Source organism: Pseudogemmobacter humi (genome assembly GCF_900609055.1).
Taxonomy (GTDB): domain Bacteria; phylum Pseudomonadota; class Alphaproteobacteria; order Rhodobacterales; family Rhodobacteraceae; genus Pseudogemmobacter; species Pseudogemmobacter humi.
Genome location: NZ_UXAW01000036.1, coordinates 23,125 through 45,666, shown reverse-complemented (window position 1 = coordinate 45,666; position 22,542 = coordinate 23,125). Strand labels below are relative to the sequence as shown.

The 22,542-nt window shown below is 65.9% G+C and carries 21 protein-coding genes and 1 pseudogene; 11 read left to right on the top strand and 11 right to left on the bottom strand.

The features are described 5' to 3' along the window. Nucleotides 1-214 (bottom strand): annotated as a pseudogene (locus XINFAN_RS03525) (hypothetical protein); the annotation flags it as partial. Between the two features lie 78 nt (nucleotides 215-292). Between XINFAN_RS03525 and tsaD the strand changes: the two are divergent. Genes tsaD through XINFAN_RS03505 form a run of 4 tightly spaced genes read left to right on the top strand, consistent with a single transcriptional unit; the run spans nucleotide 293 to nucleotide 3,006 of the window. After that, a complete protein-coding gene (tsaD, locus tag XINFAN_RS03520; protein ID WP_124085115.1) occupies nucleotides 293-1,366 on the top strand; it encodes a tRNA (adenosine(37)-N6)-threonylcarbamoyltransferase complex transferase subunit TsaD in 1,074 nt (357 codons plus the stop codon). Continuing rightward, entirely contained in the window at nucleotides 1,363-2,313 is a 951-nt protein-coding gene (locus XINFAN_RS03515; protein ID WP_124085114.1) for an NAD(P)H-dependent glycerol-3-phosphate dehydrogenase, read from the top strand. The genes tsaD and XINFAN_RS03515 overlap by 4 nt, the downstream gene beginning before the upstream one ends. A 4-nt stretch (nucleotides 2,314-2,317) precedes the next feature. Beyond that, nucleotides 2,318-2,590 carry a YciI family protein gene (locus XINFAN_RS03510; RefSeq protein WP_124085113.1) on the top strand — a complete coding sequence of 91 codons (273 nt, stop codon included), beginning with the start codon at nucleotides 2,318-2,320 and terminating at the stop codon, nucleotides 2,588-2,590. Then, the gene (locus XINFAN_RS03505; protein WP_124085120.1) at nucleotides 2,587-3,006 is read left to right on the top strand and encodes an EVE domain-containing protein; all 420 of its coding nucleotides are present in this window, start codon (nucleotides 2,587-2,589) and stop codon (nucleotides 3,004-3,006) included. Before XINFAN_RS03510 ends, XINFAN_RS03505 begins: the two co-directional genes overlap by 4 nt. Nucleotides 3,007-3,172: 166 nt before the next feature. Here the strand turns inward: XINFAN_RS03505 and XINFAN_RS03500 are convergent, their stop codons facing one another. The 3 genes from XINFAN_RS03500 to ahcY form a co-directional block, all read right to left on the bottom strand. Then, nucleotides 3,173-4,375: an MFS transporter gene (locus XINFAN_RS03500; protein ID WP_124085112.1), complete on the bottom strand. Its 1,203-nt coding sequence runs from the start codon at nucleotides 4,373-4,375 to the stop codon at nucleotides 3,173-3,175. Nucleotides 4,376-4,459: 84 nt separating this feature from the next. Next, complete coding sequence (locus XINFAN_RS03495; protein WP_124085111.1) at nucleotides 4,460-4,801, bottom strand: DUF2853 family protein; 342 nt, start codon at nucleotides 4,799-4,801, stop codon at nucleotides 4,460-4,462. 158 nt (nucleotides 4,802-4,959) lie between these two features. Beyond that, nucleotides 4,960-6,360, bottom strand: coding sequence for an adenosylhomocysteinase (ahcY, locus tag XINFAN_RS03490; RefSeq protein ID WP_124085110.1), 1,401 nt, complete (start codon nucleotides 6,358-6,360; stop codon nucleotides 4,960-4,962). A gap of 94 nt (nucleotides 6,361-6,454) precedes the next feature. On the opposite strand from ahcY, the gene XINFAN_RS03485 reads away from it, so the two are divergent. Then, nucleotides 6,455-7,054 (top strand): HD domain-containing protein, encoded by a 600-nt coding sequence (locus XINFAN_RS03485; protein ID WP_124085109.1) that lies wholly within the window; start codon nucleotides 6,455-6,457, stop codon nucleotides 7,052-7,054. On the opposite strand, the gene XINFAN_RS03480 is transcribed toward XINFAN_RS03485, so the two are convergent. After that, nucleotides 7,046-8,329: a PP2C family protein-serine/threonine phosphatase gene (locus XINFAN_RS03480; RefSeq protein ID WP_435530841.1), complete on the bottom strand. Its 1,284-nt coding sequence runs from the start codon at nucleotides 8,327-8,329 to the stop codon at nucleotides 7,046-7,048. The two genes, XINFAN_RS03485 and XINFAN_RS03480, sit on opposite strands and share 9 nt — an antisense overlap. Nucleotides 8,330-8,466: 137 nt before the next feature. Between XINFAN_RS03480 and XINFAN_RS03475 the strand changes: the two genes are divergently transcribed. Continuing rightward, nucleotides 8,467-8,793 (top strand): Hpt domain-containing protein, encoded by a 327-nt coding sequence (locus tag XINFAN_RS03475; RefSeq protein WP_233352110.1) that lies wholly within the window; start codon nucleotides 8,467-8,469, stop codon nucleotides 8,791-8,793. A gap of 3 nt (nucleotides 8,794-8,796) precedes the next feature. Here XINFAN_RS03475 and ilvA read toward each other — a convergent pair whose 3' ends face one another. Then, entirely contained in the window at nucleotides 8,797-10,044 is a 1,248-nt protein-coding gene (gene ilvA / locus XINFAN_RS03470) for a threonine ammonia-lyase IlvA (protein WP_124085108.1), read from the bottom strand. Between the two features lie 115 nt (nucleotides 10,045-10,159). Here ilvA and XINFAN_RS03465 point away from each other — a divergent pair, with 115 nt between their 5' ends. Continuing rightward, nucleotides 10,160-11,392, top strand: coding sequence for an argininosuccinate synthase (locus XINFAN_RS03465; RefSeq protein WP_124085107.1), 1,233 nt, complete (start codon nucleotides 10,160-10,162; stop codon nucleotides 11,390-11,392). On the opposite strand, the gene XINFAN_RS03460 is transcribed toward XINFAN_RS03465, so the two are convergent. After that, the gene (locus tag XINFAN_RS03460) at nucleotides 11,393-12,295 is read right to left on the bottom strand and encodes a hypothetical protein (RefSeq protein WP_124085106.1); all 903 of its coding nucleotides are present in this window, start codon (nucleotides 12,293-12,295) and stop codon (nucleotides 11,393-11,395) included. Next, a complete protein-coding gene (locus XINFAN_RS03455; protein WP_124085105.1) occupies nucleotides 12,295-14,550 on the bottom strand; it encodes an NADP-dependent malic enzyme in 2,256 nt (751 codons plus the stop codon). The genes XINFAN_RS03460 and XINFAN_RS03455 overlap by 1 nt, the downstream gene beginning before the upstream one ends. 125 nt (nucleotides 14,551-14,675) lie before the next feature. On the opposite strand from XINFAN_RS03455, the gene mutS reads away from it, so the two are divergent. Further along, on the top strand, nucleotides 14,676-17,303 hold the full coding sequence (mutS, locus tag XINFAN_RS03450; RefSeq protein WP_124085104.1) for a DNA mismatch repair protein MutS: 2,628 nt from the start codon (nucleotides 14,676-14,678) through the stop codon (nucleotides 17,301-17,303). A gap of 100 nt (nucleotides 17,304-17,403) precedes the next feature. Here mutS and XINFAN_RS03445 read toward each other — a convergent pair whose 3' ends face one another. Together XINFAN_RS03445 and hrcA are read right to left on the bottom strand one after the other, a co-directional pair. Further along, on the bottom strand, nucleotides 17,404-17,904 hold the full coding sequence (locus XINFAN_RS03445) for a nucleotide exchange factor GrpE (RefSeq protein ID WP_124085117.1): 501 nt from the start codon (nucleotides 17,902-17,904) through the stop codon (nucleotides 17,404-17,406). Between the two features lie 65 nt (nucleotides 17,905-17,969). Next, nucleotides 17,970-19,040, bottom strand: coding sequence for a heat-inducible transcriptional repressor HrcA (gene hrcA, locus XINFAN_RS03440; protein ID WP_124085103.1), 1,071 nt, complete (start codon nucleotides 19,038-19,040; stop codon nucleotides 17,970-17,972). Between the two features lie 134 nt (nucleotides 19,041-19,174). On the opposite strand from hrcA, the gene rph reads away from it, so the two are divergent. The 3 genes from rph to hemW are packed head-to-tail and all read left to right on the top strand — an operon-like array spanning nucleotide 19,175 to nucleotide 21,656. Beyond that, complete coding sequence (rph, locus tag XINFAN_RS03435) at nucleotides 19,175-19,888, top strand: ribonuclease PH (protein WP_124085102.1); 714 nt, start codon at nucleotides 19,175-19,177, stop codon at nucleotides 19,886-19,888. Further along, nucleotides 19,885-20,496, top strand: coding sequence for an RdgB/HAM1 family non-canonical purine NTP pyrophosphatase (gene rdgB / locus XINFAN_RS03430; protein WP_124085101.1), 612 nt, complete (start codon nucleotides 19,885-19,887; stop codon nucleotides 20,494-20,496). Before rph ends, rdgB begins: the two co-directional genes overlap by 4 nt. Next, entirely contained in the window at nucleotides 20,493-21,656 is a 1,164-nt protein-coding gene (gene hemW, locus XINFAN_RS03425; RefSeq protein WP_233352109.1) for a radical SAM family heme chaperone HemW, read from the top strand. The genes rdgB and hemW overlap by 4 nt, the downstream gene beginning before the upstream one ends. Here the strand turns inward: hemW and XINFAN_RS03420 are convergent. After that, nucleotides 21,653-22,534 carry a ParB/RepB/Spo0J family partition protein gene (locus XINFAN_RS03420; protein WP_124085099.1) on the bottom strand — a complete coding sequence of 294 codons (882 nt, stop codon included), beginning with the start codon at nucleotides 22,532-22,534 and terminating at the stop codon, nucleotides 21,653-21,655. The two genes, hemW and XINFAN_RS03420, sit on opposite strands and share 4 nt — an antisense overlap. Between the last annotated feature and the right edge of the window lie 8 nt (nucleotides 22,535-22,542).

Here is a 22,542-nt window from a genome sequence, read left to right as displayed (position 1 = left end):
ACACAGACGCCCCTTCTGAACACCCGGCCCCGGTTTCCGAGGTCAGCACCAGCGCGGTAAACGGCCCTTCGGGAAGAGGCAGCGGCAGGAACTCGGTCCGCATCAGCGGGCTTGCCACCACCCGGACCGCAGAGCCGAACGCCCCGGCCAGATCGCGGGCGAAGCGGCTGGCCTGAGGCTCGGGCCGGGTGTTCAGAAGGGGCGTCTGTGTCACGTTCCGGCATCCGGCATTGTCTGGGACCGGGGCGGATGCTACCTGCGACGGGCGGGGGGCCACAAGCAGGCGACGGATGTGACAACCTTTCTGGGCATAGAATCCAGCTGCGACGACACCGCCGCCGCCGTGGTGCGGCGCGATGCCGCGGGCCGGGCGGAAATCCTGTCCTCGGTGGTCGAGGGCCAGGCCAGCCTGCACGCCCCGTTCGGCGGCGTGGTGCCCGAGATCGCCGCCCGCGCCCATGCCGAGCGGCTGGACCATGCGGTGAGCGCCGCGCTGGACCAGGCCGGGCTGCGGCTGGCGGATCTGGACGGGATCGCCGTCACCGCCGGGCCGGGGCTGATCGGCGGGCTGCTCTCAGGGATGATGCTGGCGCGCGGGCTTGCAGTTGCGACCGGCCTGCCGCTGGTGGCGGTGAACCATCTGGCCGGTCATGCGCTGACGCCGCGGCTGACCGATGCGGTGGATTATCCTTACCTGATGCTGCTGGTTTCCGGCGGGCATTGCCAGTTCCTGGCGGTCGAGGGGCCGGAGACGTTCCGCCGTCTCGGCTCCACCATCGACGACGCGCCGGGCGAGGCCTTCGACAAGATCGCCAAACTGCTGGCCTTGCCGCAACCGGGCGGGCCGCATGTGGAGCGCGAGGCCGGGGGCGGCGATCCGCACCGCTTCCGCTTTCCGCGCCCGCTCCTGGACCGGCCGGGCTGCGATCTGTCCTTCTCAGGGCTGAAAACCGCCGTTCTGCGCGCGCGCGACGAGTTGATCGCGGCGCAGGGCGGGCTGACGGTGCAGGACCGCCGCGACCTCTGCGCCGGGTTCCAGGCGGCGGTGGCGGATGTGTTGGCGGAAAAGACCCGCCGGGCGCTTGGGATGTTCCCCGCCCCGGTGCTGGCGGTGGCGGGGGGCGTTGCGGCGAACACCGTGCTGCGGGCAAGGTTAGAGACTGTTGCAGCGGAAAGCGGCGCGCGTTTCCTGGCACCTCCGCTGCGGCTTTGCACCGACAATGGCGCGATGATCGCCTGGGCGGGGATCGAGCGGCACCTCTCGGGCGCCCCGGCCAACGCCGATATGCCCGCCCGCTCACGCTGGCCGCTGGACGAGGCCGCCGCGCCGCTGATCGGCTCGGGCAAGAGGGGGGCGAAAGCATGATCGGGATCGCAGGCGCAGGCGCATTCGGGACCGCGCTTGCCGTGGCACTGGCCACTGACGGCCGCCAGGTCCGGCTCTGGGCCCGTGACGCCGCCGCGCGCGAGGCGATGCGCCTCAGCCGCAGCGCGCCGAAGTTGCCCGGCATCATCCTGCCCGAGGGGGTAGAGATCCGCGATAACGTCACTGATCTGGCGGAATCCGGCGCCGTGCTGCTCGCCATGCCGATGCAGGCGATGCGCGGATTTCTTGCCTCCACGCCCGAAATCCTCTCCGCCGATCTGGTCGCCTGTTCCAAAGGGATCGACCTCACCACGCTGCAAGGCCCCGCCGAGGTGATGGCCGAGGCCGGAGCCAAAGGCGCGCGCGCGGTGCTGACCGGCCCCAGCTTTGCCGCCGACATCGCCCGCGGCCTGCCCACCGCGCTGACGCTGGCCTGCGACGGCGAACGGGCCGAGACGCAGCAACATCTGCTCTCGACCGCCAGCCTGCGGCTTTACCGGACCGACGACGTGGTGGGCGCGCAACTCGGCGGCGCGCTGAAGAACGTGATCGCCATCGCGGCCGGGCTGGTGATGGGCGCGGGGCTGGGCGACAGCGCGCGGGCCGCGCTGATCACCCGGGGCTATGCGGAAATGGGGCGGCTCGCCGCCAGTCTGGGCGCCCGGCCCGAGACGCTGGCGGGCCTTTCGGGTCTGGGCGATCTGATCCTGACCTGCACCTCGGCGCAGTCGCGCAACTTCTCGCACGGGATGGCGCTTGGCCAGGGCCGCGCGGCGCCGGTCGCCACGGTCGAGGGCGTGGCCACGGCCCGGGCCGCGGTGCGGCTGGCAGAAGCGCGCGGGGTGGATATGCCGGTCACCGCCATGGTGGCGCGGCTGGTGAACCATGAGATAAACTTGGGCGATGCGGTCAGGGAACTGATGTCGCGGCCCCTGAAACAGGAGTGAACCCATGCGCGCAGCGCTGATCTGCATCGACAAACCCGGCCATATCGAGACCAGGAAGGCCAATCGCGAGGCACATCTCGCTTATATCGCCGAAACGGGCCTCGTCGAAATGGCAGGGCCGTTTCTGGACGAAGCGGGCAATATGACCGGCAGCCTCGTGGTGCTGACGGTCGACAGCCTGCAACAGGCGCAGGACTGGGCCGCGAACGATCCCTATGCCAAAGCCGGCCTGTTCGAGCGCGTCGAGATCCGCGAATGGAAGAAGGTGATCGGATGAATTACTGGCTGTTCAAATCCGAACCCGACGCCTGGTCCTGGGACCAGCAGGTCGCCAAAGGCGACGAGGGCGAGGAATGGCATGGCGTGCGCAACTACCAGGCGCGCAACAACATGCGGGCGATGAAGATCGGCGACCGCGGTTTCTTCTACCATTCCAACATCGGCAAGGAAGTGGTGGGCATCGTCGAGGTCTGCCGCGAGAGCACCCCCGATTCCACCACCGACGACCCCCGCTGGGATTGCGTCTGGATCAAGGCGGTGAAGCCCCTGAAACGCCCGGTCACACTGGACGAGGCCAAGGTCACACCCGGACTGGAGAATATGGTGCTGGTGAACAACACCCGGCTTTCGGTCCAGCCGGTCAGCCCCGAGGAATGGGAAATCGTCTGCCGCATGGGCGGCGTCGAGCCCTGAAAAGACAGGAGGGCCCCGCACCCCTACGGGACCCTCCTTCACCCCACACGCTCCCCTGAGCACCGCATGTGTATGAATAGGGTCCCGGGCTTCTGCCCTGTCATCTGAACCATAGCGCAGGGCGCGCGCCGGCTCAAAGCCGAAGCGCGGCGGATTTAGCGCAAATTCAATGCGTCACCCGCGGGTTGGGCAGGAAGATCGCCACGACGCCGATTGCCGGCAGGAAGGCGCAGATCTTGTAGACCGCGACGATGCCCCAGTGATCGGCCAGCACGCCAAGCGCCGCCGCGCCGAAGGCCGCGGTGCCGAAGGCCAGCCCGAACAACAGCCCCGCCACCATGCCGGTGTTCTGCGGCATCAGATCCTGGGCATAGACCACCATCGCCGGAAAGGCCGAGGCCAGCATCAGCCCGGCGACCGAGGCCACGATCACATTCGGCACCAGCGGCAGCCAGGGCAGCATCAGGGTCAGCGGCAGGATGCCGAAGATCGACCACAGGATCACCTTCCGCCTGCCGATGCGGTCACCGATCGGGCCGCCGATGATCGTGCCCGCCGCCACCGCCGCAAGGAAGATGAACAGGCAGATCTGCGACTGCTCGGGCGTCAGGCGGAACCGCTCCATCAGATAGAAGGTGTAATAGCTGGAGAAACTGACCGAATAGATGAATTTCGACATCATCAACACGATCAGCAGGATCATGCCCCGCCGCACCACCACAGCCGGCAGCGGCACCGCCTGGCGCAGACGCGAGCGGCGCGCGCTCAGCCGGTCGGCGCCCACCTGCACATACCAGCGCCCGACGATGGTCAGCAGCAGCATTCCCAGCAGCGCCACCCCGGCGAAAAGCTGAATCGAAAGCTGGCCTCGGCTCATCACGATATAGGCAGCCGCCAGCGGGCCGAGCGCGGTTCCCGCATTGCCGCCGACCTGGAACAGGCTTTGCGCAAAGCCCGGCCGCATCCCCGCCGCCAAACGCGCGATCCGCGAGGATTCCGGGTGGAAGATCGCCGAGCCCAGCCCGACCAGCGCGACCGAGACCAGCACCATGGCGAAACTGCCGGCATGCGCCAGCGCGATCAGCCCCGCCCCGGTCGCCGCCATCCCCGCCGCCAGCGCGTAGGGCAGCGGCCGGCGGTCGGTATACAGCCCGATCAGCGGTTGCAGGATCGACCCCGTGCCCTGGAACACCAGCGTGATCAGCCCGATCTGGGTGAAGGACAGCGCCAGATTTCCCTGAAGCAGCGGATACGAGGCCGGAATCAGGCTCTGCATCAGATCGTTGAGGAAATGCCCCATCGAAACCGCAAGGACGACGGGCACCACCGTGGATTCGGCGGCGGGCAGAGGATGAGTATCGGCAGACATGACAGACCGGAAAAGCAAAAAGCCGCGCCAACATGACGCGGCTTTCGGGAAAAGGCAATCAACCGGAACCCGCACATGCGCAGGTCAGCCGTAAACGGCTTCCTTGCCGAAATGCTTCACCAGCAGATAGTAGAAGACGGCGCGAAACTTGTTGCGCTCGGATTTGCCATAGGTCTCGATGGCGGCTTTGATGCCTTCGTCAAGTGCCGCGCCATCGGCGAGGCCCAGTTTTTTGATGAGAAAATTCTTCTTCACGCGCTCCAGCTCGCTGCTGTCGCTGGCCGCAACGGTCTGTGCGTCATTGTCGTAGATCGTCGGGCCGCAGCCGATGGTGACTTTGGTCAGCAGATCCATATCCGGGGTCACCCCGCATTTGGTTTTCAGATCTTCGGCATATTTTGCGATCAGTTCGTCCCGCTTACCCATCTCGTCCTCTCACTCGTTGTCCCTGATTATTATTGCCCGGAACCAACGACGGCCGGTTCAGGGCCGGGGCGAGTTTAGGCGGTCGGACCCAAACGGCAATGGGGAAAAAATAACGCCCCGCCGCAGAACGGCGGGGCGCGAAGACGGCAGGAGGCCGCTCAGTAGCGGTAATGTTCCGCCTTGTAGGGGCCTTCGACCTTCACGCCGATGTAGTCGGCCTGTTCGGGGCGCAGTTCGGTCAGCCTGACGCCGATCTTCTTCAGATGCAGCCGGGCGACCTTTTCGTCCAGCGCCTTGGGCAGGATGTAGACGCCGGGCTGGTAGTCCTGGCCCTTCGTCCACAGCTCGATCTGCGCCAGCGTCTGGTTGGTGAACGACGCCGACATCACGAAACTGGGGTGGCCGGTCGCATTGCCCAGGTTCAGCAGGCGGCCTTCCGAGAGCAGGATGATCCGCGCGCCCGAGGGCATCTCGATCATGTCCACCTGGTCCTTGATATTGGTCCATTTGTGGTTCTTCAGGCTGGCCACCTGGATCTCGTTGTCGAAATGGCCGATGTTGCCGACGATGGCCATGTCCTTCATCCGGTGCATATGCTCCAGCCGGATCACGTCCTTGTTGCCGGTGGTGGTGATGAAGATGTCGGCGCTTTCCACCGCATCCTCCAGGGTGACCACCTCGAACCCGTCCATCGCCGCCTGGAGCGCGCAGATCGGATCGACTTCGGTCACTTTCACCCGCGCGCCCGCGCCGGCAAGCGAGGCGGCCGAGCCCTTGCCCACGTCGCCATAGCCGCAGACCACGGCGACCTTACCGGCCATCATCGTATCGGTGGCGCGGCGAATACCGTCCACGAGGCTTTCTTTGCAGCCGTATTTGTTGTCGAATTTCGACTTGGTGACCGAGTCGTTCACGTTGATCGCCGGGAAGGGAAGCTGGCCCTTCTTGTGCAGCTCATAGAGGCGATGCACGCCGGTGGTGGTTTCCTCGGACACGCCGCGGATCTCGGCGCGCTGCCTGGTGAACCAGCCGGGGTTGGCGGCCAGGCGCTTCCTGATCTGGTTGAACAGGCAGATTTCCTCTTCCGAGCCGGGATTTTCGATCAGCCCGGTCTCGCCGGCTTCGACGCGGGCGCCGAGCAGGATGTAGAGCGTGGCGTCGCCGCCGTCGTCGAGGATCATGTTGCAGGTGCCGTCTTCACCGCCGAAGCGGAAAATCCGGTCGGTGTAGTCCCAGTATTCCTCAAGGCTCTCGCCCTTGACGGCAAAGACCGGGGTGCCGCTGGCGGCGATGGCGGCCGCGGCGTGGTCCTGGGTCGAGAAGATGTTGCACGAGGCCCAGCGCACATCGGCGCCAAGCGCCTTCAGCGTCTCGATCAGCACGCCGGTCTGGATCGTCATATGAAGCGAACCGGCGATCCGGGCGCCTTTCAGCGGCTGCGACGGGCCGAATTCCTCGCGGCAGGCCATCAGACCGGGCATCTCGGTTTCGGCGATGGTCAGCTCCTTGCGGCCGAACTCCGCAAGCCCGAGGTCTTTGACGATATGGTCCGTGGCCATCCTGCGCTCCTGAAACTGGTTGACGCCCCTTAGCATCCGCGGGCAAAGCGGGCAACCATCGGGCCCGGCAAGCGGCCCACAGCGGAGAGTGACGATGACGGCACGGAAGGCGCGGGCCTGGCAGCGGATGCTTTCGGGGCGCAGGCTGGACCTGCTGGACCCGACCCCGGTCGATATCGAGATCGGCGATATCGCGCATGGTCTGGCCTTTGTCGCGCGCTGGAACGGGCAGACCATGGGCGACTGGCCCTATTCGGTGGCCGAACATTCGCTGCTGGTCGAACAGATCTTCAGCCGCGCCAATCCCGGGATCGCGGCCCGCTGGCAGCTGGCGGCGCTGCTGCACGACGCCCCGGAATATGTGATCGGCGACATGATCAGCCCGGTGAAGGCCGCGGTGGGGCCGTCTTACGGCGAACTGGATGCGCGGCTTTCCGCCGCCATCCATCTGCGTTTCGGCCTGCCCGCCACCCTGCCCGCTGCGATCAAACGCCAGATCAAGGCCGCCGACAACATCTCGGCCTGGCTGGAAGCGGTGCAGATCGCTGGCTTCGCGGAAGCCGAGGCCAACCGCTTCTTCGGCCGCCCCGACCCGGTCCTCAGCCGTGGGCTGGAAATCCGGCTGCGCCCGCCCGCCCTGGTTCGCGCCGCCTTTGTCGCCCGGCACGAGGAACTGCTGGCGCAGTCAGCCTGACGGCACCGCCCCGCAATAATCCAGGATCAGCCCGGAAACATCGTCGGGGAAGCGGTCCGTCCCCGCGAACAGCGCCAGTTCCGCGACCATGGCCTCCAGCAGATCGGGCGAGGGCAGATGCGCAAGGCCCTGCAACAGTTCGCCGGCACCCTGTTCGCCCAGCTCACCCCCTCCGGCGCCGGGGCATTCGGTGATCCCGTCCGACATCAGGAACAGCCGGTCGCCGGGATACAGCCGCAGCGCCGTGTCCTCATAACCCGCGCCCGGGATCAGCCCGACCGGCAACCCGCCCTTGCCGACGATCTCGATCCCGCCGCCTGCCCGCAGGATCACCGGATGCGGATGCCCCGCCTGCGCCAGCCGCAGCCTGCCGGTCTTCAGATCAAGCTCGGCCCAGACCATGGTGAAATACTGCTCGACCCGCAGATCCTCCAGCATCAGACGGTTGAAGGCCGCCATCAGATCGGCCGGCGCACGGATCTGGCGCCGCCCGTCCGCATTGGTGGTAAAGGCGATGTTCTGCTCGGGCGAACCGGCGGAAAGATAGCCCGCCAGCCGCGCCGTCATCATCGCCGAGGCCACGCCATGCCCGGACACATCGACCGACCAGACCCCCACCCGCCGCTCGTCCAGCCGCAGACAGCCGACCAGATCGCCCCCGACATGGCCCGAGGCGCGAATCATCATCGAGGCCGAGGCCCGGCCGAAATCGCGGTGCCGCTCGCGCAGGAGCGTCTGTTGCAGCTTGCGCGCCTCGATCAGATCGCGGTCCAGCGTGTCGTAAAGCCGCTGCAATTCCACCAGCGTCCGGGCCACCACGCGGTTCTTCTCGACCAGTTCGACCTGCATGTCCTGGATGCGCTGGCCCGCCCGCAGCCGGGCGCGCAACTCGCCCGCGCTGACCGGCTTCGAGAGGAAATCGTCGGCCCCCGCCTCCAGCCCGCGGGCGATCTCGGACTTCTCGGATTTCGACGTAAGAAGAATGAAATAGCCGTAATTCTCGCGCGGCAGTTCGCGGAAGGCGCGGCAGAAATCGACCCCGCTCATCCCCGGCATCATCCAGTCGGATATCACGATATCCACCGGATGGGCGGCGCAGATCTCCAGCGCCTCTTCGGCCGAGCCCGCCTCGATCACCCGGTAGCCCCAGCGCCGCAGGCAAACCGCCGTGAGCTGCCTTTGCGCGCGGCTGTCGTCCACCACCAGGACCGAAGCCGCGTGATCCCCGGCCCGCGCCGGATCCGATTTTTCCAGTATGACGGAACTCTGCTGCACGGCCTGCCCGGATCTGCCCTGCCCCTTTCTTGTCCACCAAGGGTTAAACCGAGGTGAAGAGCCGCGGGACAAAGGCGCTCAGCCATTGTTAAACTTTTGGCTGCGATACTGCGGTCCTTCAGACGAATGAGGATTGGATGGACGGCAAACAGGCGGGCAAGCCGCTGATCGACACCCGCAGACTGGCCGAGTTGCGCGACGAGATCGGCGCCGGGGATCTTGGCGAGGTGGTGGCGATCTTTCTCGACGAGACCGATCAGGTCGTCACCCGCCTCCGGGCCGGCCATGCGGCGGATCCGGCGGCCGACCTGCATTTCCTCAAGGGCAGTGCGCTGAACCTGGGCCTGGCGGCCTTCGCGGCCTTCTGCCATCAGGCCGAGCAACGCGCGGCAGCCGACGGCAAAGAGCTGGCCGCGCTTTACCAGGCCTCGAAACAGGCGCTGCACAAGGCGTTGTCCAGCTAGTCGTCAGATCAGGAACTCGGCCAAAGCCTCGTCGTCGGTGATGTCGCGATAGGTGAAGCCTGCCGCATCCATCCGCGCGGTGAAAGCGGCGAATTCGCCGGGCCGTTTCGTCTCGATCCCGATCAGGATCGAGCCGAAATTGCGCGCCGATTTCTTCATATACTCAAAGCGGCTGATGTCGTCGTCGGGGCCCAGCATCGACAGGAACTCGCGCAGGGCGCCCGGACGCTGCGGCATCCGCAGGATGAAATATTTCTTCAGCCCTGCGTAACGCTGGGCGCGCTCTTTCACCTCGGGCAGCCGCTCAAAGTCGAAATTCCCGCCCGAGGTGACGCAGACCACCGTCTTGCCGCGGATCAGATCCGCCAGTTCGGGCAGCACATCGACCGACAGCGCCCCGGCGGGTTCCAGCACGATCCCCTCGACGTTCAGCATCTCCAGCATGGTGATGCAGACCCGGTCCTCGGGCGCCAGCAGCACCTGGTCGGGCGAGAAGTCTTTCAGCCGCTGCCAGGTCTGCTCGCCCAGCTTCGCCACAGCCGCGCCATCGACGAAACTGTTGATCCGCGACAGCTTTTCCGGATGGCCGAGGCGAAACGCCTCATGCAGGCAGGCGCCACCCAGGGGCTCCACGAAACGGAACTGGGTCTGGAACGAGGCCTCGCGCAGATAGCTGGTCACCCCGGCCGAGAGCCCGCCGCCCCCTACCGGCAGCACCACCAGATCCGGCATCCGGCCGAGTTGCTCCAGCAGCTCAACCCCTACGCTGGCCTGACCCTCGATCACGTCCTCATCGTCGAAGGGCGCAAGGAAATGCGCCCCTTGCGCTGCGCACCAGGTCTGGGCCGCGGCGAGCGTCTGGTCGAAATAATCGCCGGTCAGTTCGATCACGACATTCTCGCCGCCGAAGGTGCGGGTCTTGTCGATCTTCTGCTGCGGCGTGGTCACCGGCATGAAGATCGTGCCCTTCACCCCGAAATGGCGGCAGGCGAAGGCCATGCCCTGGGCGTGGTTGCCCGCGCTGGCGCAGACGAAATTCGTCTGCCCGGGCTGAGCCTCGCGCACCTTGCGCATCGCGTTGAAGGCGCCGCGCAGCTTGTAGCTGCGCACCGGCGTCAGATCCTCGCGCTTGAGCCAGATGTCGGCACCATAGCGCGCGGACAGATGTTCGTTCCGCTGCAAGGGCGTTGCGGGGAACAGCTGGCGCAGGGCGCGCGTGGCGGCTTCGGCATCGTTGATGAAATCCTTCATGCGAAAGCCCTGGCGCAAAGCCCGCCGCTTCGCAAGATGCGAACGCGCCCGGCCAGCTTGCTCTTGCAGGCGTTTCCGGCTAACCCCGCGCGAAACCCCGACGGAGCGTTTCCCGATGAAAAAGCCCAGCAAAGTCGTGCTTGCCTATTCGGGCGGCCTCGACACGTCCATCATCCTCAAATGGCTGCAAACCGAATACGGCTGCGAGGTGGTGACCTTCACCGCCGATCTCGGCCAGGGAGAGGAGCTGGAGCCCGCGCGCCAAAAGGCGCTGATGCTGGGGATCAGGGAAGAGAACATCCACATCCTCGACCTGCGCGAGGAATTCGTGAAGGATTTCGTCTTCCCGATGTTCCGCGCCAATGCGGTCTATGAGGGGCTGTATCTGCTGGGCACCTCGATCGCCCGGCCGCTGATCGCGAAACACCTGGCTCAGATCGCGCATCAGACCGGCGCCGATGCGGTCGCCCATGGCGCCACCGGCAAAGGCAACGACCAGGTGCGGTTCGAGCTGGGCGTCGCCGCGCTGGAACCCGGCCTCCAGGTCATCGCGCCCTGGCGGGAATGGGATCTGACCTCGCGCACCCGGCTGCTGGAATTCGCCGAGCAGAACCAGATCCCGGTCGCGAAGAACAAGCGCGGCGAGGCGCCGTTCTCGGTGGATGCGAACCTGCTGCATACCTCCTCGGAAGGCCGCGTGCTGGAAGACCCGGCCGTCGAAGCCCCGGATTACGTCTGCGAGCGGATCACCGCGGTCGAGGACGCGCCCGACACGCCGGAATTCATCGAAGTGACCTTCGAGAAGGGCGATGCGGTGGCGATCGACGGCGAGGCGCTCTCGCCCGCCACCATTCTGACCCGGCTCAATGAACTGGGCGCGAAACACGGGATCGGCATTCTCGATTTCGTGGAAAACCGCTTCGTCGGCATGAAATCGCGCGGCGTCTACGAGACCCCCGGCGGCACGATCCTTTTGGAGGCGCATCGCGGCATCGAACAGATCACGCTCGATTCCGGCGCGGGCCATCTGAAGGATTCGATCATGCCGCGCTATGCCGAACTGATCTACAACGGCTTCTGGTTCTCGCCCGAGCGCGAGGCGCTGCAAGCCCTGATCGACAAGACCCAGGAGCATGTCTCCGGCACGGTGAAGCTGAAACTCTACAAGGGTATGGCCCGCACCGTGGCGCGCTGGTCGGATCATTCGCTGTATAGCGAAAAGCACGTCACCTTCGAGGAAGACGCCGGGGCCTACGACCAGAAGGACGCGGCGGGCTTTATCCGGCTGAACGCACTGCGCCTGCGTCTGATCGCCACCCGCAACGCCCGCGTGGCGAAAAAGGGCTGATCACTTGGGCAGAGCGGGCGCGGCCAGCCCCTGCTCTGCCCTGAGGAGACCCGCGGCAAGACGGAAGGCCAGCGCGATCTCGTCCGACGCGCCCCGCACATCCGCCAGCAGCCGCGCTTTGCCGGCGAGGATGCCGCTGAACCGGAACACCTCGGGCGCGTGGCGCAGGGTCAGATACCACGCGCTACCCTCAGCCCGCAGCGAATAGAGCTGCAACCCCTCGGTTTCCGCCAGCCTGGTGACGTTTTCCAGCAAATCCCGCGCACCGGGCAGATCGGCCTCAGGCGCGGCCCAGAGCCCGTAATCCATGCCATCCGAATTCATCTCCGCGCGCAACGTCAGGCCTTCGGTGCTCAGCACCGGGCCGACGAACTGGCCGGGCCTGGTGCGCAGATGGTCGGCGATCAGCAGCTTCGGCGGCAGCCCCAGGCTGAGCAACTCCAGCACGAACCCTCTGAACAGAAGGCCCGGGCTGTGGCTGGCATCGCCCGACGGCGCCATATGCGAGACCCGCACCGCCGCGAAACGGAAGGGCGCCCCGGCGAACTCGCCCTCCAGCACATGATCCGCCTGCGTCCGGTTGCCCGCGGGCAGCAGACCCGCAGGCAGGCCGGGGAAGAAATCCTTGTTGTCGGGCGCATAGTTCAGCCCGAAAGCCCCGGCGAGGATCGGCAGAGCCTGGCGGCGCTGTTCGCGGCGCAGCCAGCCCGAGACCGTCCGCGCCAGCAGCAAGGCCAGCGGCGGCAGGAAAAGGATGAAGGCGCTGAACTCTTGCCAGCCGCCGGTCGCCTGATAGAGCAGCGTGACCAGCGTGGCGAAGATCACCGCCACCCAGAGCTGCGCCTTGCGCTGGCGGCGCAGCATCCCGGGCAAGGCCAGTGTCAGGGCCTCGGCGCCGCTCATCATCCCACCTTGCAGGCCGCCATCACCGCCATGTTCAGAATGTCGTTCACCGTGGCCGAGGTCGAACAGATCTGGATCGGCTTCTTCACGCCCGAAAGGATCGGCCCGATCACCGTCGCCCCCGCCATTTCCTGCATCAGCTTGACCGAGATCGAAGCCGAGTGCCGCGCTGGCACCACCAGGATATTCGCCGGGCCGGTCAGGCGGCAGAATGGATAGGCCGCCATCTGATCGGGGTTCAGCGCCACATCCACCGCCATCTCGCCGTCATATTCGAAATCGACGCCGATCCGGTCCAGAACCGAGGCCGCCTTGTGCATCTTGGTCGCGCGCTCCGACACCGGATAACCAAAGGTCGAGAAGCTGACGAAGGCCACCCGCGGCTCTACCCCCATGTTGCGCGCCACGCCTGCGGCACGGATGGCGATGGTGGCAAGATCCTCTTCGTCCGGCCATTCATGCACCAGCGTATCGGTGATGAAGACGATCCGGCCCTTGTGCAAAAGGCCCGTCACCCCCACCGCGCCATGCTCGGCCCGGGCGTCGAACACGTTGTTGATCAGCGACAGCACATGGGCGGATTTGCGGGTCGCGCCCGTCACCAAGCCGTCGCCATGGCCATGCGCCAGCATCAGCGCCGCAAAGACATGGCGGTCGCGCGCGGCCAGGCGGTGAATATCCTGGCGGTCGTGCCCTTCGCGCTGCAAGCGTTTGTAGAGGAAATCCTTGTAGGCATCGAGATGGCGGGCATTGGCGGCGTTCACCACCTCCAGCTCGCGCACCGCATCGCCGAGGCCCGCGGCCTCCAGCTTTTCCTTCACATCGGACTCGCGGCCCACCACCAGGGATTTCCCCAGCCCCGAGCGCTGCCAGGCCACCGCCGCGCGCAACACCCGCGGATCGTCGCCCTCGGCAAAGATCATCCGGGCCTGGGCCTGGCGGGCGCGGGCGTGCAGCCCTTGCAGAATGCTCGCCGTCGGGTCCATCCGCGCCTTCAGGCTGGCCTCATAGGCCCGCATGTCGATGATCGGGCGCCGCGCCGCGCCGGTATCCATACCCGCTTTCGCCACCGCGGGCGGAATCGTGTAGATCAGCCGCGGATCGAACGGCGTCGGGATGATATAGTCGCGCCCGAAGGACAGCTTGCGGCCGTAGGCCATGGCCACCTCGTCCGGCACATCCTCACGCGCGAGCTTAGCCAGCGCCTGCGCGCAGGCGATCTTCATCTCGTCGTTGATCGCGCGGGCATGGATGTCCAGCGCGCCGCGGAACAGATAGGGAAAACCGAGGACGTTGTTCACCTGGTTCGGATAGTCCGAGCGGCCCGTCGCCACGATGGCATCGGCGCGCACGGCATGGGCTTCTTCCGGGGTGATCTCCGGGTCGGGATTCGCCATGGCGAAGATCACCGGATTTTCCACCATACTGGCGACCATCGCCGGCGTCACCGCGCCCTTGGCCGAGACGCCCAGGAACACATCCGCCCCGACCATCGCCTCTTCCAGCGTCCGCGCCGCGGTCACCACCGCATGGGCCGATTTCCACTGGTTCATGCCCTCGGTGCGGCCCTGGTAAATCACGCCCTTGGTGTCGCACATGATGCAGTTCTCATGCCGCGCGCCCATCGACTTGACCAGTTCCAGGCAGGCGATCCCCGCCGCTCCGGCCCCGTTCAGCACGATCTTCACATCGGCGATGTTCTTGCCGGAAATCTCCAGCGCGTTGATCAGCCCCGCCGCGCAGATCACCGCCGTGCCATGCTGATCGTCATGGAACACCGGAATGTCGCAGATCTCTTTCAGCCGCTGCTCGATGATGAAACACTCGGGCGCCTTGATGTCTTCGAGGTTGATCCCCCCGAAGGTCGGCGCCATCAGCTTCACCGCCTTGATGATCTCGTCGGCATCCTCGGTATCGAGTTCGATGTCGATGGCGTTCACATCGGCAAAGCGCTTGAACAGCACCGCCTTGCCTTCCATCACCGGCTTCGACGCCAGCGCGCCCAGATTGCCCAGCCCCAGGATCGAGGTGCCATTCGACACCACGGCGACCATGTTCCCTTTGACCGTGTAGTCGTAAGCGGTTTCAGGATTGGCGGCGATGGCCTGGACCGGAACCGCCACGCCGGGCGAATAGGCCAGCGACAGATCGCGCTGCGTCGCCATCGGTTTCGAGGCGGTGATCTCGTATTTGCCGGGGCGCGGCTCGAAATGATAGGCAAGCGCCTCTTCGGGCGTGGTCTTGGAGCGGGTCATCAGGGAGCCATCCTGTTCTGGGTGCGCGGGTCATAGACCCTTGCCCCCCCGTATGAAAAGCCCGTTTGCAAGGCTTTTCGCCAGCCGCGCGCTTTTGTAGGGTCAGCGCGGCACAAGGGGGCAGCATGTCAGACGAAACCGTCACGCCGATGATGGCGCAATATCTGGAAATCAGGGCGCAGAACCCCGGCGCGCTTCTGTTCTACCGGATGGGCGATTTCTACGAGATGTTCTTCGACGACGCTCTGGCCGCCTCCGAGGCGCTGGACATCGCGCTGACGAAACGCGGCTTTCACAAGGGAGAGCCGATCCCGATGTGCGGCGTGCCCTATCATGCCGCCGAAAGCTATCTGCTGACGCTGATCCGCAAGGGCTTTCGCGTCGCCATCGCCGAACAGCTTGAAGACCCGGCCGAAGCAAAGAAGCGCGGCGCGAAATCGGTGGTGAAGCGCGATGTGGTGCGGCTGGTCACGCCCGGCACCCTGACCGAGGATTCGCTGCTTGAGGCGCGGCGGCACAATTTCCTCGCCGCCTTCGCCGAGGTGCGTGACGAAGGCGCGCTGGCCTGGACCGATATCTCCACCGGCGAGTTCCGGGTGATGCCCTGCCCGCGCGCCAGGCTCGGCCCGGAACTGGCGCGGCTCTCGCCCCGCGAGCTGCTGCTCGCAGATGGCGGCGAGCGCGAAATCGAGGTCATGGCGCAAGAGACCGGCGGCGCCGCCACGCCTTTGTCGCGGGCGTCCTTCGATTCCGCCGGGGCCGAAAAGCGCCTCTGCGCTTTGTGGAATGTGAGTTCGCTGGAAGGCTACGGCAGCTTCACCCGGGCCGAGCTTTCCGCCATGGGCGGGCTGATCGACTATCTCGACCTGACCCAGCGGGGCAACCTGCCGCTCTTACGCCCGCCGGTGAAAGAGGCTGCCGGGCGCACGATGCAGATCGACGCCGCGACCCGCCGGAACCTGGAAATCACCCAGGCGCTGTCGGGCGGGCGTGAGGGCTCGCTGCTCGCCGCCATCGACCGCAGCGTCACCGCCGCCGGCGCGCGGCTGCTGGAACGGCGGCTGTCATCGCCTTCGCGCGACCTGGCGGTGATCCATTCCCGCCACGAATCCCTGCGCTATCTGGTGGAAAAAAGCCGCCTGCGCGAAGATCTGCGCGAGGATCTGCGTCGGGTGCCCGATATCGACCGCGCGCTGTCGCGCCTTGCGCTGGACCGCGGCGGACCGCGCGATCTTGCCGCGATCCGCGCCGGTCTGACCCAGGCGCTGACGCTGCATGACAAGCTGACCGACCCGCCCGCCTTGCTGCGTGAGGCCGCTCAGCGCCTGACCGGCCACGAAGCCTTGGTCGATCTGCTCGACAACGCTCTGGTCGCCGAGCCGCCCTTGCTCGCGCGCGAGGGCGGTTTCATCGCAACCGGGTTCGACGCAGAACTGGATGAAACCCGGCAATTGCGCGACGAGGGCCGCGGCATCATCGGCAAGATGCAGGCGCAATATGCCGAACATACCGGCGTCGCCTCGCTGAAGATCAGGCACAACAACGTGCTGGGCTATTTCATCGAGGTCACCGCCACCCACGAAGATAAGCTGCGCGCCCAGCCCGATCTGTTCATCCATCGCCAAACCACGGCGGGCCAGGTCCGCTTCACCACCGTGGCCCTGTCGGATCTGGAGTCCCGGATCCTGAACGCGGCCAACCGGGTGCTGGAGATCGAGAAACGTCACTATGACGGCCTGAAACGCGCCATTCTCGACGCCGCCGCCCCCATCGGCCAGGCCGCCCGCGCTTTGGCCGAGATCGATCTGACCGCCGGTTTCGCCGATCTCGCCGCCTCGGCCGACTGGGCCGAGCCGAAGGTCGACAACAGCCGCGCCTTCACCGTCACCTCGGGCCGCCACCCGGTGGTGGAACGCGCCCTCGCACGCCAGGGCGGGCAGAGCTTCGTCGCCAACGACTGCGACCTGACCACCGGCGATTCCCCCGCGATCTGGCTGCTGACCGGCCCGAACATGGCCGGGAAATCCACCTTCCTGCGCCAGAACGCGCTGATCGCGCTGCTCGCCCAGGCCGGCAGCTTCGTTCCCGCGGCATCGGCCCATATCGGCCTCGTCAGCCAGTTGTTCAGCCGGGTCGGCGCCTCGGACGATCTGGCGCGCGGCCGCTCGACCTTCATGGTGGAAATGGTCGAAACCGCCGCCATCCTGAACCAGGCCGACGACCGCGCGCTTGTCATCCTCGACGAGATAGGCCGCGGCACCGCCACCTGGGACGGGCTCTCCATCGCCTGGGCCACGCTGGAACATCTGCACGATACCAACCGCTGCCGCGCGCTGTTCGCCACCCATTACCACGAGATGACCCGCCTCGCCGGCACACTCGCCGGGGTCGAGAACGCCACCGTCACCGTGCGCGAATGGGAGGGCGAAGTGATCTTCCTGCACGAGGTCCGCCGCGGCGCCGCCGACCGCAGCTACGGCGTCCAGGTCGCCCGGCTCGCGGGCCTCCCCCCCGCGGTGATCGAACGCGCCCGCGTCGTGCTCGAAGCCCTGGAACAAGGCGACCGCGAGGGCAACAAACCCGCCGCGATGATCGACGACCTGCCGCTGTTCCGCGCCGCCCCCCCGCCGCCCCCGGCGAGGCCCGCGAAAGAAAGCGCGGTAGAGGCGAAACTGAAAGAGATAAGCCCCGACCAGCTCACGCCGATCGGGGCCCTCAGCCTGATCTACGATCTCAAAGCCCTGCTGGACTGATCTTCATCCTGACCCAAATACCCTGCGGGGTATGCCGTCGGGTTCGCCACCGGTTCGAGAAACCGGCGGCATGGGGGGTGCAAAACCCCCGCTCGCGCCCTCAGCCCGGGGTCGAGGACACCCCAACCTGGGCTGGACGCAACAGCCGGTCGTGCAGCATGAATCCTTCGGTCATCACCTGGATGATCTGCCCGGCTTTCGTTCCCGGCACCGGCGCCTCGAACATCGCCTCATGCGCCTGCGGATCGAACACCTCGCCCACCGCCGGGGTGATCGGCTTCATCCCGTGCTTTTGCATCACATTGGTCAGCTCGCGCAGCGTCAGCTCCACCCCCTCGATCAGCGCGGCCGAGGCCAGCCGGCTCTCCTCGGGAATCGCCGCCAGCGCCCGATTGAGGTTGTCGTAAACCGGCAGCAGGTCGCGCGCCAGCCGCGTGCTGCCATATTGCTCGGCCTCACGCCGGTCGCGCTCGGCCCGTTTGCGCGAGTTCTCGGCGTCGGCCAGCGCGCGCATGAACTTGTCGCGATATTCGTCGCGCTCGGTCCTCAGCAGCTCGAAATCCGTATCGCCGATAATCTCTTCCAGGTCCGGCAGATCCATATTCTCGTCAGCATCCTGGGCAGCGTGATTTTCCTGCGCCATGATTACTCCTCGTCCTTCTGGTTTCAGCCTCGCCCGCGGTCGGAAACCATCCGCCCCACAAGCTGCGCCGTATAATCGACGATCGGCACCACCCGCCCATAATTCAGCCGCGTGGGCCCGATCACGCCGATGGCACCGATAATCTTTCGCTCGGCGTTCATATAGGGAGAAACGACCAGACTTGAACCCGAAAGTGAAAAGAGTTTGTTTTCCGAGCCGATGAAGATGCGCACCCCATCGCCTTCCTCGGTGAGTTCCAGAAATTCGGCGATATCGCGCTTGCGCTCCAGATCGTCGAACAGGATGCGGATGCGGTCGACATCCTCGACGCCCGCCGCCTCAAGCAGATTCGCCCGGCCCCGCACGATCAGCCGCTCGGACGACAGGCCCGCGTTTTCCCAAACCGCCAGACCGCTTTCCACCAGATCGCGCGCGAGACTGTCGATCTCTTGCCGGCGCCTTTCGATCTCGGCCCTTATCCGCAGCCGCAGATCGCTGAGCGTCCGGCCCTCGATCATCGCATTCAGGAAATTCGCCGCCTCGCGCATCGAGGAGGGCGTCTGCCCCGGCGGCGGCTGGAACAGCCGGTTTTCCACCTGCCCATCGGCAAAAACCAGCACCACCAGCGCCCGGTCGGCCGAGAGCGAGACGAATTCGATATGCTTGATCGGCGCGGTTTCGTGTTTCGGCGCCAGAACAATGCTCGCGCCCCGGGTCAGCACCGACAAAGCCGAGGAGATATGGTCCAGCAACGATCCCACATCCTGATCGCCCGGCCCCAGCGAGGCATCGATCCGCTCGCGGTCGGCGGCATCGACGGTGCCCATCTCCATGAAACCGTCGACGAACAGCCGCAGCCCCTGCTGGGTCGGCACCCGCCCGGCCGAAACATGCGGACTGTCCAGCAGTCCGAGAAACTCCAGATCCTGCATCACATTGCGGATCGTCGCCGCCGAAACCTGTTCGCTGAACCCCCGCGTCAGCGTGCGCGAGCCGACCGGCCCGCCGGTGGCCAGATACCCTTCGACCACGCGGCGGAACACCTCGCGCGACCGCTCGCTCATTTCCGCAAGAAGTTGTGTCCTGTCTGCCATCTGGTTCGCAACCCGCGCCTTTCCCCCTGAATAAAGGTGCAATGCGCCCGGTCGTCAATCCGCCCCCGTCGATCGGGGTTGCATCGCGGGCCAGCCCTCGCATATCTGGCCTGAATCCAGCGAAAGGACAGAATATGCGCCCCTCGGGAAGAGCACTCGACCAGCTCCGCACGGTTTCGATCGAAACCGGCGTGTCGCTTCACGCCGAGGGGTCGTGCCTGATCCGCATCGGCAACACCCATGTGCTGTGCACCGCCTCGATCGAGGACAAACCGCCGCCATTCCTGCGGAACTCGGGCATGGGCTGGGTCACCGCCGAATATGGTATGCTGCCGCGCTCGACCCATACCCGCTCGCGCCGTGAGGCCGCATCGGGCAAGCAATCGGGCAGAACGCAAGAGATTCAACGACTTATCGGGCGCAGCCTGCGCGCCGTGGTGGACCGACAGGCACTTGGCGAGCGCCAGATCACCGTGGATTGCGACGTGATTCAGGCCGATGGCGGCACCCGTTGCGCGGCGATCACCGGCGGTTGGGTGGCGCTGCGGATCGCAATGAACCGGCTGATGGCGAAGGGGTTGGTGACGGGCGATCCGCTACTGGATCACGTCGCCGCTGTCTCATGTGGTATATATGCGGGCCAGCCTGTCCTGGATCTTGATTACGATGAAGATTCCGCCGCCGGAACGGACGGCAATTTCGTCATCACCGGCAAAGGGAAACTGGTCGAGATCCAGGCCTCGGCCGAGGGTGCCCCCTTCTCGACCGAAGATCTGGCGACTCTGATGGGGCTGGGGCTTCAGGGCACCGCCGCTCTGATCGCCGCGCAGAAAGAGGCAATCGGATGACACGCAAATTCTCCGGCGACCGGCTGGTCGTTGCCACACACAACAAGGGCAAGCTGGAGGAATTCGCCGCGCTGCTGGCGCCTCTGGGCATCACCTGCCTGTCGGCCGGGGAACTCGGGCTTTCGGAACCCGAGGAAACCGAGGACACTTTCCTCGGCAACTGCCGGATAAAGGCGCATCATGCGGCCCTGGCCAGCGGCCTGCCCGCTCTGGCGGACGATTCCGGCCTGACGGTCGATGCGCTCGACGGGGCACCCGGCGTCTATACCGCCGATTGGGCGCAGACCCCTCAGGGGCGCGATTTTGGCATGGCGATGGAAAAGACATGGGCTTTGCTGGAAGAGCGTCAGGCGCCCCTGCCCCGTGCTGCACAATTCCGTTGCACCCTGGTGCTGGCCTGGCCCGACGGGCATGATGAATATGTCGAGGGCGCCTGCCCCGGCGTGCTGGTCTGGCCCCGCCGCGGCGCCGAGGGTCACGGCTACGATCCGATGTTCCAGCCCGACGGCCATAGCCTCACCTTCGCGGAAATGCCCGCCACGCAGAAGAATGCGATCAGCCATCGTGCCCGGGCGGTGGCCGCGATGATGGAGAAATGTTTCACGTGAAACACTCCGCGCCCGAGGACTGGCAAGAGGGCGGCTTCGCCCTCTACATCCACTGGCCGTTCTGCAAGGCGAAATGCCCCTATTGCGATTTCAACAGCCATGTGCGCCAGCGCATCGACCAGGATGAATGGCGGCGGGCCTATCTGGCCGAGCTGGACCGCGCCGCCGCTGAAACCGGGGGTCGGATCCTGCGCTCGGTGTTCTTTGGCGGCGGCACACCTTCGCTGATGGACCCCGCGGTGACCGGCGCGATCCTCGACCGGATCGCGCGGCACTGGCGGCTCGCCAATGATCTGGAGGTAACGCTGGAGGCCAACCCGACTTCGGTCGAGGCCGCACGTTTCACCGGCTATCGCCAAGCGGGGGTCAACCGGGTTTCGCTGGGCCTTCAGGCGCTGAACGATCTGGACCTGCGACGCCTGGGTCGCCAGCACAGCGCCGCCGAGGGGCTTGCCGCGCTGGATCTGGCCCGCAGCATCTTTGAGCGCACGTCTTGCGATCTGATCTATGCCCGTCAGGATCAGGACCTGCCCGCCTGGGAGGAAGAGTTGCGATCAGTGCTCACCCGCGGGCCGGATCACATCTCGCTTTATCAACTGACCATTGAAGAGGGCACTGCCTTCGCCCGACTTTTCGACGCCGGAAAGCTGGCAGGGCTGCCGGACGAGGACCTGGCCGCCGATATGTATGAACTGACCGCGGGAATCTGCGCCGAATATGGGCTTCACGATTATGAAGTCTCCAATTACGCGCGTGAAGGCGCCGAATCACGGCACAACCTCGTCTATTGGCGAATGGGCGATTACCTCGGCATCGGTCCCGGGGCGCACGGTCGGCTGACGCTCGATGGCATAAGATATGCCACCAGCACCCATCGCTCCCCCGAACTCTGGTTGGAAGCGGTCCGCCAGGGCAAGGGCGAACTGCCGCGCGAGGTGATTCCCCGCGCCTCTCAGGCCGTTGAATATATGATGATGTCGATGCGGCTGACCGAAGGCATGTCGCTTGCCCGCTATACCGCCCTGAACGGCGCCCCCCCGAAAGCGATGCGGGAACTGACCGAATCCGGGATGATTCGCATCGAAAACGACCGGCTCGCGGCAACGCCAGCGGGCCGGTTGCTGCTCAACCGCCTGGTGCTGGAACTTTCGGGCGCTTAATCCCGCGCCAGGCCCGTCGGCCCCGAGGACAGCAGCTGGCACAACAGATCCAGCTCTTCGAGGTCTCGGTAGCTGATCACCAGACTTCCGCCGGGATCGCGATGATCGATTCGCACCGACATCCCGAGTTGCGCGGTCAGATCGCCTTCCAGCGCGCGGGTATCGGCGTCCTTTTCCGCCCCCCTGGAGGTCCGCTCTTCCCTGACCGGCTTCGGATCGCCGGCCTCTTTCACCAGTTTTTCGGTCTCACGCACCGAAAGACCCCGCGCCGCCACCGACCGCGCCAGAGACAGCGAATCCGGCGCGTTGATCAACGCCCGCGCATGGCCGGCCGAGAGCGCGCCCTCCCGCACCATCAGCTGCACCTTATCAGGCAAGTTCAGCAGACGCAGCAGATTGGCCACATGGCTGCGGCTTTTCGACAGCGCCTCGGCGATCTTCTCCTGGGTATGGCCGAAGCGATCGATCAGCTGCCGCAGTCCCAGCGCCTCTTCGATCGCGTTCAGATCCTCACGCTGGATGTTCTCGATGATCGCGACTTCCAGCACTTCGGTATCGTCGAGATCGCGGATCACCACCGGAACCTCGTGCAGCTGCGCGATCTGCGCCGCCCGCCAGCGCCGCTCACCCGCCACGATTTCATAGAAATCGCCTTTGGGTCGCACCACAAGGGGCTGGATCACACCCTTCTGCCGCAGAGAATCGGCCAGCGCCTCAAGCCCCGCCTGATCGAAATCCTTACGCGGCTGCAAAGGGTTGGCGCGCAGCTTCGCCACCGGCAGCCTGGAATCCGCCCGCCGTGGTCCTTCGCTTTCCGGGCGCAGATTCACATCCGACATCAGCGCCGACAAACCCCGCCCAAGCCCTTTGCGTTCCATGCTCCGCC